This window comes from Pseudomonas palleroniana, from assembly GCF_022836895.1.
Lineage (GTDB): Bacteria > Pseudomonadota > Gammaproteobacteria > Pseudomonadales > Pseudomonadaceae > Aquipseudomonas > Aquipseudomonas palleroniana.
Genome location: NZ_CP092411.1, coordinates 1,880,753 through 1,893,875, shown reverse-complemented (window position 1 = coordinate 1,893,875; position 13,123 = coordinate 1,880,753). Strand labels below are relative to the sequence as shown.

Here is a 13,123-nt window from a genome sequence, read left to right as displayed (position 1 = left end):
GCCACAGGATGCACCCCTAGATGACCCAGGTTACCAACACCCCGTACGAAGCCCTCGAAGTCGGCCAGACCGCCAGCTACAGCAAGACCGTCGAAGAGCGGGATATCCAGTTGTTCGCCGCGATGTCCGGCGATCACAACCCGGTGCACCTGGATGCCGAGTACGCCAAGGCCACCATGTTCAAGGAGCGCATTGCCCACGGCATGTTCAGCGGCGCCCTGATCAGCGCGGCGGTAGCCTGTGAGTTGCCTGGGCCGGGCACCATCTATATCGGCCAGCAGATGAGCTTCCAGAAACCGGTGAAAATCGGCGACACCCTGACCGTGCGCCTGGAAATCCTCGAGAAACTGCCGAAATTTCGTGTACGTATCGCCACCCGCGTGTTCAACCAGAACGATGAGTTGGTAGTGGACGGCGAGGCGGAAATTCTTGCACCGCGCAAGCAACAGGTCGTGACCCTGACAGCGCTGCCGCCGATCAGCATCGGCTGACAAGCCCGCCCTTACACAGGCTTGCTCCCAATAAAAAAGGGTCAGTCACCCGATAAAGTGACTGACCCTCTTTTTATTGGGGGAGCAAGCCCCCAGCAGCACTTACGACTGGGCGCGAGCCTGGTTACGCAGGGCTTTTACCTGGTCGTGGTTGCGCTGTACGCCGTGGTACTGACGCTCAACCAGGTCACGAATACCCAGCAGGTTGTGCTTGTTGATCTTCTCGATCGCTTCCCGGTAAGCCTTGAGGGCATGGTCTTCACCGCGCTCGGCTTCGTTCAGCACAGCTTCCTCATCTTTACCGGTCACCATCGACTTCACGTCGACCCAACCACGGTGCAGTGCACCGGCTACGCTACCGGAGTTTTCCGGATCGCCGCCCAGCGCACGCACGGCGGTTTTCAGTTCTTCAGCGGCTGTACCGCAATCGACAGAACGCTTGGCGAACAATGCCTTGAGTTCTGGGTGCTTGATGTCTTCAGCGCACTCCTTGAAACCTTTTTGACCGTCGATGCTGGTTTCGATCAGGTCATTGAGTACGGAGATCGATTCTTTATTGATGTCAGTCATTTTTCAATTCCTTGGGCAGGTTTAAAGAAGCTTGTTTAAAGCTTGCATGAGGTATTGCAGCGCCCGTGCCAAGTTTTTCAATAAAAAATTCTGTTTAATTTTCAATTAGTTACGAAATATTGAACCATCTGTATGGACGTTATTTGCATGATCTGTCATTTGGCCTTCATGCAAAATACCTGTATTTTTCAGGCTCTCCCCTCAATCGCTTGATGCTCATGAACCCGGAAAAACTCGAACTGCTGATCACCCGCGAAATGCCTTTTGGCAAATACAAGGGACGGATCATTGCCGACCTGCCGGGGCCCTACCTCAACTGGTTCGCCCGCGAAGGTTTCCCCCATGGCGAGCTGGGTGGCTTACTGGCATTGATGCAGGAAATCGACCACAACGGTCTGTCCGACCTACTCGAACCGCTACGCGTGAAACACGGTAAACCCGCCCCTCGCCATTAGAGCCTCGCCATGCCACGGAATGCACACAACGAACACCACTGGCACACCATCGCCCAGCGCTATGAGCTGGAACCCGGTCCGATCAATCTGGAAAACGGTTACTTCGGGCGCATGAGCCGTGCGGTGCGTACGCAATACCTGGAGCACGTCGCCTTTATCAATCGCAGTAACTCGGTGCATGTTCGCCAGCAGTTCGAACAAGGCGAAAACGTCGAGATACGCCGCCAACTGGCCGGGCTGATCGATGCCGAACCTGGATCCATCGCCTTCACGCGCAACGCCACCGAGGCCTTGCAGTCGCTGATCCGCAACTACAATCGCCTGCAGCCGGGCGATCAGGTGCTGATCAGCGACCTGGAGTACGACACGGTCAAGGGCGCCATGCGGTGGTTGGCGGGTTATCGCGGCGTGGACGTGATCGAGGTGTCCCACACCCACCCGGCCAGTTTCGACAGCCTGCTACAGACCTATCGCGAGACCTTCAGCCGGTACCCGCGTTTAAAGCTGATGGCGCTGACCCACGTTACCCACCGCACCGGCCTGGTCATGCCCGTTGCGGCGATCGCCAAGGCTGCACGCGAGCAAGGCATCGACGTGATCCTCGACGGGGCCCACGCGCTGGGCCAGATCGAGTTCAACCTGGCCGAGCTGGGCATCCAGTTCGCCGGCTTCAACCTGCACAAATGGATCGGCGCACCGCTGACGTTGGGGTTTCTCTACATCGCTCCCGAGCGCCTGGCGGATATCGATCCGGACATGGGCGAATTCCACTACCCCAGCACGGATGTACGCGCACGCACGCCCTACAGCACGCCGAACTTTCCGGCACTGATGACGCTGCCGCTGGTGCTTGAAGAACATCGCGACCTGGGTGGCGCCGCCGCCAAGGGTGCGCGCGTTAATTACCTGCGGGATCTGTGGGTGAGCCGGGTGCGGCCATTGCCGGGGATTGAAGTGCTGACGCCGGATGATCCGCGGCTGTATTGCGGGATCACGGCATTCAAGTTCATAGGGCGGGACCAGCAGGTGATGGCGGACCGCTTGCTCAAGGATTACGGCCTGTTCACCACGACTCGCGTCGGCGCTGCGTTTGGCACCTGCATACGCGTGACGCCCGGCCTGGCGACCTCGGCGGCGGACATCGATGCCCTGGTCGACGCCATTACCGAACTGAGCACAGATTAAAAATGTGGGGTTGGCAGCAGGTTTTTCAGGCAAAAAAAAGCGGCGCACCGACCAAGTGCACCGCAAAAATGCCGTTAAGCACAGCAACAACGATTCAGTAAAAGCGGATCAATCCAGCAGCGCCAGCGCTTGCGCGGTAACTTCCTGGATGCGGGCCCAGTCGCCGTTCTTGACCCACTCAGGGTCCAGCATCCAGCTACCGCCCACGCACATCACGTTTTTCAACGCCATATAGTTTTTGATGTTGGCCGGGCCAACACCGCCGGTCGGGCAGAATTTCACTTCGCCGAACGGGCCACCGAGGGCCTTGATCGCGGCAACGCCACCGCTGACTTCGGCGGGGAACAGCTTGAAGCGGCGATAGCCCAGGCCATAGCCTTCCATGATGCCGGAGGCGTTGCTGATGCCTGGCAGCAGCGGGATCGGGCTGTGCACCGAGGCTTCCAGCAGGTCACGGGTAATGCCGGGGGTGACGATAAATTGCGAACCGGCCACCTCGGCCGCTTCGAGCATATGACGGTCGAGCACGGTGCCGGCACCGGTGCACAGTTCCGGGCGTTGCTCGCGCAAGACCTGAATGGCCTTGAGGCCGAACTCGGAGCGCAAGGTCACTTCCAATGCGGTCAAACCACCGGCTGCCAGGGCATCGGCCAGCGGCAGGATGTCCTGTTCGCGGGCGATGGTGATCACCGGCAGAATCCGCGCCTTGGCGCAGAGGCTGTCGATCAGGGCAACTTTATCCGCCATGGATACGGTCGGTTGAGGGCTGTTCATAGCGGCTGATCCTTGGCTCATGGGCACCAGTAAATCTCTAGAGTGGGTTGCAAAAACGCGCGAATCGGCATGGCAGCAATGTCATCACTGGCCAGCGCGGCGCTCAAGGTGGTCAATTTCGAACTGCCGGCAATCGACAGTACGGTGTAGTTCGCCGTGGACAGCAAGGCGCGACTCATGGTCAGGCGCTGGTGCGGCACGGTCGGCGCCAACATCGGCCAGCAACGGCGGGTACCGTTGGGTTGCAGGGCGTCGCTCAGGTTCGGGCTGTTGGGAAACAGCGACGCGGTGTGGCCGTCATCGCCCATGCCCAGCACCAGCACATCAATGGCTGGCAACTCGCCCAGCAAGCGATCGGCCTGCAAGGCTGCCTCTTCAAGATTGGCCGCGGCGCTGTACAGGCTCAGGAACCTGGCCTTGGCCGCCGGGCCTTGCAGCAAGTGCTGCTTCAACAGGCCGGCGTTGCTGTCGGCATGCTCCACCGGCACCCAGCGCTCATCGGCCAGGGTGACGGTGACCTTCGACCAGTCCAGGCCCTGCTTGGCCAGGCTCTGGAAGAACGCCACGGGGCTGCGGCCGCCGGACACGACCAGGGTCGCATCACCACGGGCACTGATGGCCGCACGCAGTTGTTCGGCCACGTCGTTGGCCAGGCCATCCGCCAGCAAGGCGGCTGTACGGTACTCATGGGCCGTCACGCCCTGAGGCAGTTTCAGTTCAGATATCGCCATACCACGACCTCCCATCCCGCGTGATCAGTGCAATCGAGCTCATCGGCCCCCAGGACCCCGCCGCATACGGCTTGGGCGCATCACCGGACTTCTTCCACCCGGCGATCAACTGGTCACACCATTTCCACGCGGCTTCGATTTCATCTTTGCGGACAAACAGGTTCTGATTGCCGCGCATCACTTCCAGCAACAACCGCTCGTAGGCATCGGGAATGCGTGCGCTGCGGTAGGTATCGGAAAAATTCAATTGCAGCGGGCCACTGCGCAGTTGCATGCCCTTGTCCAGGCCCTGCTCCTTGGTCATCACACGCAAGGAAATACCTTCGTCCGGCTGCAGGCGGATGATCAGTTTGTTGCTGATCTGAAGGCGCTGCTCGGGAGCGAAGATGTAGTGCGACGGTTCCTTGAAGTGGATGACGATCTGCGACAGCTTTTGCGGCATGCGCTTGCCGGTACGCAGGTAGAACGGCACGCCGGCCCAACGCCAGTTACGGATATCGGCCCGCAGGGCGACGAAGGTCTCGGTGTCGCTCTGGGTGTTGGAATTCTCTTCTTCCAGGTAACCCGGCACCGGCTTGCCGGCGCTGTAGCCGGCGATGTACTGGCCGCGCACCACTTGGGTGGTCAAGCCATCCGGGCTGATCGGTGCCAGCGCCTTGAGCACCTTGACCTTCTCGTCTCGAATACTGTCGGCGGACAGGTCGGCCGGTGGGTCCATGGCGATCAGGCAAAGCAGCTGCAGCAAGTGATTCTGGATCATGTCCCGCAGTTGGCCGGCCTTGTCGAAGTAACCCCAGCGGCCTTCAATACCGACCTGCTCGGCCACGGTGATTTCCACGTGGGAAATGTAGTTCTGGTTCCACTGGGTTTCGAACAGGCTGTTGGCAAACCGCAGTGCGATCAGGTTCTGGACGGTTTCCTTGCCCAGGTAGTGGTCGATGCGATACGTGCGGTTTTCCGGGAAAAACTGCGCCACGGCGTCGTTGACCTTGCGCGAGGACTCCAGGTCGGAGCCGATGGGCTTTTCCAGGACCACACGGGTATTTTCAGCCAGGCCGACCTTGGCCAGGTTTTCGCAGATCGCGCCATATACCGCCGCCGGTGTGGCGAAGTAGGCGATCAGTCGTTGCTCGCCTCCGACTTTTTCAGCGAGGGCGACGTAGTCGTCAGCCTGCATGAAATCGACATGCACATAGACCAGGCGCGCCAGGAAGCGCTGGGCCACGGTCTCGTCCATTTCCTTGCCGACGTAGTTGCGCAGTTCTTTTTCGATGTGGGCCAGGTGCTGTTGCTCGGACCCGGCTTCACGGGCCAGGGCCAGGATGCGCGTGTCGTCGTGCAAGAGCCCGGCGCCATCGAGTTGATAGAGGGCAGGAAATAACTTGCGCAGCGCCAGATCACCCAAGGCGCCAAACAGGGCAAAGGTGCAGGGTTCTACGGTTATCGAAGGCATGATGTTTGTTCTTTTATCAAGTTAAGCTACAAATACCTTTTTTCAAGGCATCACTCAAGGAAAAATGTAGTAATAACCACAACATTTTCCCAAAATACGCATTCCGAGTGGTGGTGTTCAGCTACCCTCAGTAGGATAGGCCACCTCAAAGGGCCGCTCGTCGATTGGTTGCTGCCCTTAATATTTGCATCGTCGCCCGAAGGAAAGACTGAATGGACCGCGTGCGAAATCTTCTGGAACAGATCCAGAACCGCCTCGAAGAATTAAACAAGGCCGAGCGCAAAGTCGCTGAAGTCATCCTGCTTAACCCGCAGCAGGCCACCCGCTTCTCGATCGCCGCCCTCGCCCAGGCCGCCTCGGTCAGTGAGCCGACGGTCAACCGTTTCTGCCGTTCGTTCGGTGTCAGCGGTTACCCTGAACTGAAATTGCAGTTGGCGCAAAGCCTGGCCAGTGGCGCGGCCTATGTCAGCCGCGCAGTGGAGGCCGATGATAACCCTGAGGCGTATACCCAGAAGATCTTCGGCAGCGCCATTGCCTCCCTGGACAGCGCCTGCCAGGCCCTGGACCCGGCCCTGATCAGCAAGGCCGTGGATTTGCTGATCCAGGCGCGGCAGATCCACTTCTTCGGCCTGGGCGCCTCGGCTCCGGTGGCCATGGACGCGCTGCACAAGTTTTTCCGCTTCAACCTGGCGGTGACCGCGCATGCCGACGTGCTGATGCAGCGCATGATCGCTTCGGTGGCCCATACGGGCGAGCTGTTCGTAATCATTTCCTACACCGGGCGTACCCGCGAGCTGGTGGAAGTGGCGCGTATCGCACGCAGCAATGGTGCTTCGGTGCTGGGCGTGACTGCCGAAAACTCACCGCTGGCCAAGGCCAGCACCGTGAGTCTTAACATTCCGCTGCCGGAAGACACCGACATCTACATGCCGATGACGTCGCGGATCATCCAACTGACGGTACTGGATGTGCTGGCGACCGGCATGACCTTGCGTCGCGGGGTGGATTTCCAGCCGCATCTGCGCAAGATCAAAGAGAGCTTGAATGACAGCCGGTATCCGGTGGGCGACGAATTCAACTAGCCACTGATCGTTCCCACGCTCCGCGTGGGAACGCCGCCCTGGACGCTCCGCGTCCGCTGCTGAAAGTCGTGACGCGGAGCATCACTGGATGCATTCCCATGCGGAGCGTGGGAACGATCTAAAGCCCACACATGACATCTGATCGTTCCCACGCTCCGCGTGGGAACGCCGCCCTGGACGCTCTGCGTCCGCTGCTGGAAGTCGTGACGCGGAGCATCACTGGATGCATTCCCATGCGGAGCGTGGGAACGATCTAAAGCCCACACATGACATCTGATCGTTCCCACGCTCTGCGTGGGTACGCCGCCCTGGACGCTCTGCGTCCGCTGCTGGAAGTCGTGACGCGGAGCGTCACTGGATGCATTCCCACGCGGAGCGTGGGAACGATCTAAAGCCCACACATGACATCTGATCGTTCCCACGCTCTGCGTGGGTACGCCGCCCTGGACGCTCTGCGTCCGCTGCTGAAAGTCGTGACGCGGAGCGTCACTGGATGCATTCCCACGCGGAGCGTGGGAACGATCTAAAGCCCACACATGACATCTGATCGTTCCCACGCTCTGCGTGGGAACGCCGCCCTGGACGCTCCGCGTCCGCTGCTGAAAGTCGTGACGCGGAGCGTCACTGGATGCATTCCCACGCGGAGCGTGGGAACGATCTAAAGCCCACACATGACATCTGATCGTTCCCACGCTCCGCGTGGGAACGCCGCCCTGGACGCTCTGCGTCCGCTGCTGGAAGTCGTGACGCGGAGCATCACTGGATGCATTCCCATGCGGAGCGTGGGAACGATCTAAAGCCCACACATGACATCTGATCGTTCCCACGCTCCGCGTGGGAACGCCGCCCTGGACGCTCTGCGTCCGCTGCTGAAAGTCGTGACGCGGAGCATCACTGGATGCATTCCCACGCGGAGCGTGGGAACGATCTAAAGCCCACACATGACACCTGATCGTTCCCACGCTCTGCGTGGGAACGCCGCCCTGGACGCTCTGCGTCCGCTGCTGGAAGTCGTGACGCGGAGCATCACTGGATGCATTCCCACGCGGAGCGTGGGAACGATCTAAGCTCCGGCTCTGGCCTGCAAGCTCAGATGCGCCCTCTCCCCCGGCGCCAGGCTGGCTCCGGCCATTGCCGACTCCACGCACACAAAGCCCGACGCCTCATTGAAACTCACGCCCAGCAACGGCCGGCTCCCCGGATGCCACACCACGGTGTCCGCGCTGTCGCCGGTGTCGATACACAGTTCGCGCTGCCAGGCATGGTCTTTGAGATGCAATTCGCCCTCATGCTGGAACACCCGCTGGCAGCCACCGTCCACTCGCAACTCACCTTCCTGCTGGCAGACCTGACGGTTGAGCTGGTCATAACCTTGCGCCCCATCGAGCCCAGACAGCGCTACCTCATCAACGTGACCAATACGCCAGTAAGCGTGCAAAGCATGGCTCAACTGGCAAGGGAGTTCGTCCTGATGTTCAGTGCTCAGGCGCAATTCCAGGGTTTCGCCCAGGTGCGCATGCAAGTCGACCTGCCAGTCGCACAGGCGTAATTGCCAGTGCAGACGCACACCATCGTCGTCGCTGCTGCTGTCGAGCAGCTTCCAGTCGATCAGCCGCGCCCAGCCATGGGACGGCCATGCGTTTTCACTTGGATGGCGGCCATACCAGGGCCAGCACACCGGCACACCACCACGAATGGCACCCACCTGTGGCCACTTGGCTGCACACCACAACCAGGGTTTCTGGCCGTGCGGCTGGAAATGCAACAGTTGCGCCCCCTGGCGACTGAACACCGCCTGGCACAGCGGATGGTCGATCACCAATACGTCGCGCATCTGAAAGCGCTCCCAGGCGAACACCGGACGCTCGCGCAGGGATTTGAAAAAGCGTTGCAGCGGATGCTCATGCATGTGCCACGGTCCTGAAGATCATCACAGTGCGCCCCAAAAAAAGCGGGTAGCCATGGCTACCCGCAAAATGCGCACAGAGAGAAGGAGCTTATCGCAACAGCGTTAGAACGTAGACTGAATTTTCAGGCCCGCTACCAACGCGTTGTCGACTTGGTCGACGCCACCTGGGTTCTTGATGTATTGCAGGTTAGGACGCACGGTCAGCCAGTTGGTGACGTGGATGCCATAGTTGAGCTCGACGTTGTACTCGGTGTTACGCAGAGGCGCGTAACCCGCCTGGCTGTAGTCGGTGAAACCACCCGCCTCATTGAGCAACTCGGAGTTTTTCTTCACATCACTGTTGGCGTGGATACGGGAAATACCAATACCGACGTCATCTTTGGCACGGGCATCAAATGGCCCTTTGTACACCAGCATCAGCGACTGGTAGTTATCGACCAGGTTGGTGTCTTTATCGTGGAAGGTCGCGTTGGCGGCAATGTTCAAGCCGCGCGAAGCATCACCGTTATGGGTGGTGAGTTGCTGTTGCGCAACGAACCAGTAACCGGTTTTGCTGCTGCGCAGACGGTAGGCTGCGCCGGTGGTGGCCGCATCGTTACCATTGACGTCTTCACGTACATCGCTGGCGTCGGCCGCGCTCTTGTAGTAACCCACACGGTATTCGCCCGGCAGGTTGTTCACCTTCGGCGACCAGACCAATTCCACCGGAATCACAGTACCCTTGGTACCGCTGCCGCTGAGCTTGAAGCCGTTACCGTGCTCCAACTGCGACGGGTTCTGGTTGTACGCACCGATTTGCGCATACAGCTCTGGCGTGATGTTGTACTTCAAGCGGATAGCGGCCTGGGCCACCGGCCAGTTGTACCAGGTGTTGACGTAGTTACCCACTTGCGAGCCGCAGAACGACAGGTTCTGGAAGTCGCATGGGAAGGTGTTGAAGTCTTCGCCTTCGCCGAAGTAGCCGAGTTTCACGTCCAGCTTGTTGTCGAACATCTGGTGCTGGATCCAGAACTGGGTCAAACGCACCATGTGGCCACGGCCGTAGACTTCCATGGACGAGCTCAGCGTGCCGGCACGCGGGTCGCCAATACGGTCGTTGGAGATGTTCTGGCCATTACGGTTGGTCAACTGGATCTTGGCCTGGGTGTTGTCCCAGCCCCACAGCTTCTGCAGGTCCAGCGCCACGCCCAGACCGAACTGGTCGGAGTAACGGCCAGTCTTGTCGTCGTTGTAGCCGCCATGCAGGTTGGCGCCCATTTCACCCACGTAGTCAGCCTTGATGTCGATACCTTGCTCGATCAGCTTGGTCCGCTCGCCGCCCCAATCACCGGTCATCCACTTGGAGTCGGCACTGAATGCATCGGCCGCCATCGCATTGGCGGACAGTACAAGGGCTGCTGCTGCTGACAGTTGGCAGATCAGCCGGGTGTTGTTGTGTTGCTTTTTCATCCCTACATCCTCGTCTTTATTGTTATTAAACTGTTTTTATCTAACGCGGGTTACATTTTTTTATCTAAAACAACAAGTTATAGACTCAACGACCTTTGAATTGGGCCACGTTGCCGGTGTGCCCGAGCGCAGGCGATGCGGCAGCAGTGCCCAGACGCTCGCCAGTGTTGGCGTCGAACAACAGGACCTTGGCCGGATCGAATTGCAGGGTCAGGGTCTCACCGACCTGGGGCGCCACATCGGGTGCCAGGCGGCAGCAGACCTTGGTGTCGTTGAGTTGCACGAACACCAAGGTGTCCGGGCCGGTCGGTTCGGTGACCTGGACTTCGGCACGAATGCTCGACGCGCTGTCGCCCTCGCCGTTGGCCAACATGATTTGCTCCGGGCGCAGGCCCAGGATCACGTCGCGGTCTTCCAGGCCGGCATCCGACACATTGAGCGCCAACTCGCAGCGGGCCTGGCCGCTATCGAGCAGCGCCACCAGGCGACCGTCCTTGCGCTGCAAGCGCAGCGGTACGAAGTTCATCGGCGGCGAACCGATAAAGCTCGCGACGAACTGGTTGGCCGGGTCGTTATAAATCTCTTTCGGCGTACCGAACTGCTGGATGATGCCGTCCTTCATCACCGCCACTTTGTCGCCCAGGGTCATCGCTTCGATCTGGTCGTGGGTCACGTAGACCGTGGTGGTTTTCAGGCGCTGGTGCATCAGTTTCATTTCGGTGCGCATCTCGACCCGCAGCTTGGCGTCGAGGTTGGACAGCGGTTCGTCGAACAGGTAGATCTTCGGCCGACGCGCCAGGGCACGGCCCATGGCCACGCGCTGTTGCTGGCCACCGGACAACTGGCCCGGCTTGCGATTGAGCAGGTGTTCGATCTGCAGCAGCTTGGCCACGCGCGCCACTTCGGCATCGATATCGGCCTGGGGCATCTTGCGGATTTTCAAGCCGAACTCGATGTTCTCGCGCACGCTCATGGTTGGATACAGCGCGTAGGACTGGAACACCATGGCGATGTCACGGTCCTTGGGGCTCATGCCGCTGACGTCCTGATCGCCGATCATGATCGCACCGCCGGTGATGGTCTCAAGCCCGGCGATGCAGTTCATCAGCGTGGATTTACCGCAACCCGAAGGGCCGACCAGGATCAGGAACTCACCTTCCTTGATCGACAGTTCGATGTTCTTCAAGGTGTCGGGCAAGCCGGCGCCATAGGTCTTGTTTACATTGCGAAGTTCAAGCGTAGCCATGATTACCCCTTGACCGCGCCAGCCGTGAGGCCGCGCACGAAATACTTGCCTGCGATCACATAGACCAGCAGGGTCGGCAGCCCGGCGATCATCGCCGCCGCCATATCCACGTTATATTCCTTGGCCCCGGTGCTGGTGTTGACCAGGTTGTTCAGCGCCACCGTGATGGGCTGGGAGTCGCCGCTGGAGAACACCACACCGAACAGGAAGTCGTTCCAGATCTGGGTGAACTGCCAGATCAGGCAGACCATGATGATCGGCGTCGACATCGGCAGAATGATCTGACGGAAGATGGTGAAGAAACCTGCACCGTCCAGCCGTGCGGCCTTGATCAGCGCGTCAGGAATGCTCACGTAGTAGTTACGGAAAAACAGTGTAGTAAACGCCAGTCCGTAGACCACGTGTACAAACACCAGGCCGGTGGTGGTGCTGGCCAGGCCCATCTTGCCGAGGGTGAACGACGCGGGCAGCAGTACGGTCTGGAACGGCAGGAAGCAGCCAAACAGCAGCAAGCCGAAGAACAGCTGCGAGCCTTTGAAGCGCCAGAACGACAGCACATAGCCGTTCAGTGCGCCAATGGCGGTGGAAATCAGTACGGCCGGAACGGTGATCTTGATCGAGTTCCAGAAGTAGCCGTCCACGGTGGCCCAGGCCTTGACCCAGCCGATACCGCTGACCACGGTCGGCCAGCTCAGCAGGTTGCCGGTGCTGATATCTTCCGGGGTCTTGAAGCTGGTCAGCAGCATCACTACCAGCGGCACCAGGTACAGCAGCACCGCGAGGATCAGCACCGCATAGATCGCGATGCGGCTCAGGCTGATGGCAGGTTTGGAAGCGAGACTAGTCATGACGCTTGGTCCTCAGCTCGGAATACAGGTAAGGCACGATGATCGCGAGGATCGCGCCGAGCATCAGGATTGCACTGGCCGAGCCCATGCCCATCTGGCCACGACTGAAGGTGAACGAGTACATGAACATGGCGGGCAGGTCGGACGAGTAGCCCGGACCACCGGCCGTCATGGCGGCGACCAGGTCGAAGCTCTTGATCGCAATGTGCGCCAGGATCATCACTGCACTGAAGAACACCGGGCGCAGGCTGGGCAGCACCACGCTCCAGTAGATGCGCGGCAGGCTGGCGCCGTCGATCTGCGCGGCACGGATGATCGATTGATCAACACCACGCAGGCCCGCCAGGAACATCGCCATGATAAAGCCGGAGGCTTGCCACACGGCGGCAATCACCAGGCAGTAAACGACGCGATCAGGGTCGATCAGCCAGTCGAGACGGAAGCCTTCCCAGCCCCAGTCCCGCAGGAGTTTGTCCAGGCCCATGCCCGGGTTGAGCAGCCATTTCCAGGCCGTACCGGTGACGATCATCGAAAGCGCCATCGGGTACAGGTAAATGGTGCGGATAAAGCCTTCACGACGGATCTTCTGGTCGAGGAAAATCGCCAGTGTCACGCCGATCACCAAGGTGATACCGATAAACATCCCGCCGAAAACCGCCAGGTTTTTGCTCGCCACCCACCAGCGGTCGTTGTCGAACAAGCGCGCGTATTGCGCAAGGCCGGCCCAGGTGTAGTTAGGCAGGAACGTGGAGGTGGTGAACGACAGCACGAACGTCCACAGGATGTAGCCGTAGAAGCCCACCAGAACGATGAACATGCTGGGCGCCAGCACCAGTTTGGGGAGCCAGCGCTGCAGTGCATCGAACGGCGAGGCCTTGCTGAACACAGCAACAGAACTCATGGGAAAATCCAGTACAGGGAAAAAGGACT

Annotated in this window: 13 protein-coding genes; 4 read left to right on the top strand and 9 right to left on the bottom strand. The window is 59.8% G+C overall.

The genetic code is table 11. The features are described 5' to 3' along the window. Positions 1-20: 20 nt before the first annotated feature. Positions 21-491: a MaoC family dehydratase gene (locus MJP36_RS08600; RefSeq protein ID WP_060754119.1), complete on the top strand. Its 471-nt coding sequence runs from the start codon at positions 21-23 to the stop codon at positions 489-491. Between the two features lie 102 nt (positions 492-593). Here MJP36_RS08600 and MJP36_RS08595 read toward each other — a convergent pair whose 3' ends face one another. After that, the gene (locus MJP36_RS08595) at positions 594-1,061 is read right to left on the bottom strand and encodes a ferritin-like domain-containing protein (protein WP_060754120.1); all 468 of its coding nucleotides are present in this window, start codon (positions 1,059-1,061) and stop codon (positions 594-596) included. A gap of 218 nt (positions 1,062-1,279) precedes the next feature. On the opposite strand from MJP36_RS08595, the gene MJP36_RS08590 reads away from it, so the two are divergent. Then, positions 1,280-1,516, top strand: coding sequence for a DUF3820 family protein (locus MJP36_RS08590; RefSeq protein WP_060754121.1), 237 nt, complete (start codon positions 1,280-1,282; stop codon positions 1,514-1,516). Between the two features lie 9 nt (positions 1,517-1,525). Beyond that, the gene (locus MJP36_RS08585; RefSeq protein WP_244385180.1) at positions 1,526-2,701 is read left to right on the top strand and encodes an aminotransferase class V-fold PLP-dependent enzyme; all 1,176 of its coding nucleotides are present in this window, start codon (positions 1,526-1,528) and stop codon (positions 2,699-2,701) included. 108 nt (positions 2,702-2,809) lie between these two features. Here MJP36_RS08585 and MJP36_RS08580 read toward each other — a convergent pair whose 3' ends face one another. The 3 genes from MJP36_RS08580 to zwf are packed head-to-tail and all read right to left on the bottom strand — an operon-like array spanning position 2,810 to position 5,659. Further along, positions 2,810-3,475, bottom strand: a complete 666-nt coding sequence (locus MJP36_RS08580) for a bifunctional 4-hydroxy-2-oxoglutarate aldolase/2-dehydro-3-deoxy-phosphogluconate aldolase (protein WP_060754123.1) — start codon at positions 3,473-3,475, stop codon at positions 2,810-2,812. 17 nt (positions 3,476-3,492) lie between these two features. Continuing rightward, the gene (gene pgl, locus MJP36_RS08575; protein WP_060754124.1) at positions 3,493-4,206 is read right to left on the bottom strand and encodes a 6-phosphogluconolactonase; all 714 of its coding nucleotides are present in this window, start codon (positions 4,204-4,206) and stop codon (positions 3,493-3,495) included. Next, complete coding sequence (gene zwf, locus MJP36_RS08570; RefSeq protein WP_161549357.1) at positions 4,193-5,659, bottom strand: glucose-6-phosphate dehydrogenase; 1,467 nt, start codon at positions 5,657-5,659, stop codon at positions 4,193-4,195. Before zwf ends, pgl begins: the two co-directional genes overlap by 14 nt. Before the next feature lie 221 nt (positions 5,660-5,880). On the opposite strand from zwf, the gene MJP36_RS08565 reads away from it, so the two are divergent. Then, positions 5,881-6,741 (top strand): MurR/RpiR family transcriptional regulator, encoded by an 861-nt coding sequence (locus tag MJP36_RS08565; protein ID WP_174554056.1) that lies wholly within the window; start codon positions 5,881-5,883, stop codon positions 6,739-6,741. Positions 6,742-7,804: 1,063 nt separating this feature from the next. On the opposite strand, the gene MJP36_RS08560 is transcribed toward MJP36_RS08565, so the two are convergent. From MJP36_RS08560 to MJP36_RS08540, 5 genes are all read right to left on the bottom strand, one after another. After that, a complete protein-coding gene (locus tag MJP36_RS08560) occupies positions 7,805-8,650 on the bottom strand; it encodes a D-hexose-6-phosphate mutarotase (protein WP_060754127.1) in 846 nt (281 codons plus the stop codon). A 102-nt stretch (positions 8,651-8,752) separates the two neighbouring features. Beyond that, entirely contained in the window at positions 8,753-10,099 is a 1,347-nt protein-coding gene (locus MJP36_RS08555; protein WP_090368943.1) for a carbohydrate porin, read from the bottom strand. A gap of 85 nt (positions 10,100-10,184) precedes the next feature. Beyond that, positions 10,185-11,345 carry an ABC transporter ATP-binding protein gene (locus MJP36_RS08550; RefSeq protein ID WP_090368940.1) on the bottom strand — a complete coding sequence of 387 codons (1,161 nt, stop codon included), beginning with the start codon at positions 11,343-11,345 and terminating at the stop codon, positions 10,185-10,187. 2 nt (positions 11,346-11,347) lie between these two features. Continuing rightward, positions 11,348-12,193: a carbohydrate ABC transporter permease gene (locus MJP36_RS08545; RefSeq protein WP_060754130.1), complete on the bottom strand. Its 846-nt coding sequence runs from the start codon at positions 12,191-12,193 to the stop codon at positions 11,348-11,350. Further along, complete coding sequence (locus MJP36_RS08540; RefSeq protein ID WP_060754131.1) at positions 12,186-13,094, bottom strand: carbohydrate ABC transporter permease; 909 nt, start codon at positions 13,092-13,094, stop codon at positions 12,186-12,188. The genes MJP36_RS08545 and MJP36_RS08540 overlap by 8 nt, the downstream gene beginning before the upstream one ends. Between the last annotated feature and the right edge of the window lie 29 nt (positions 13,095-13,123).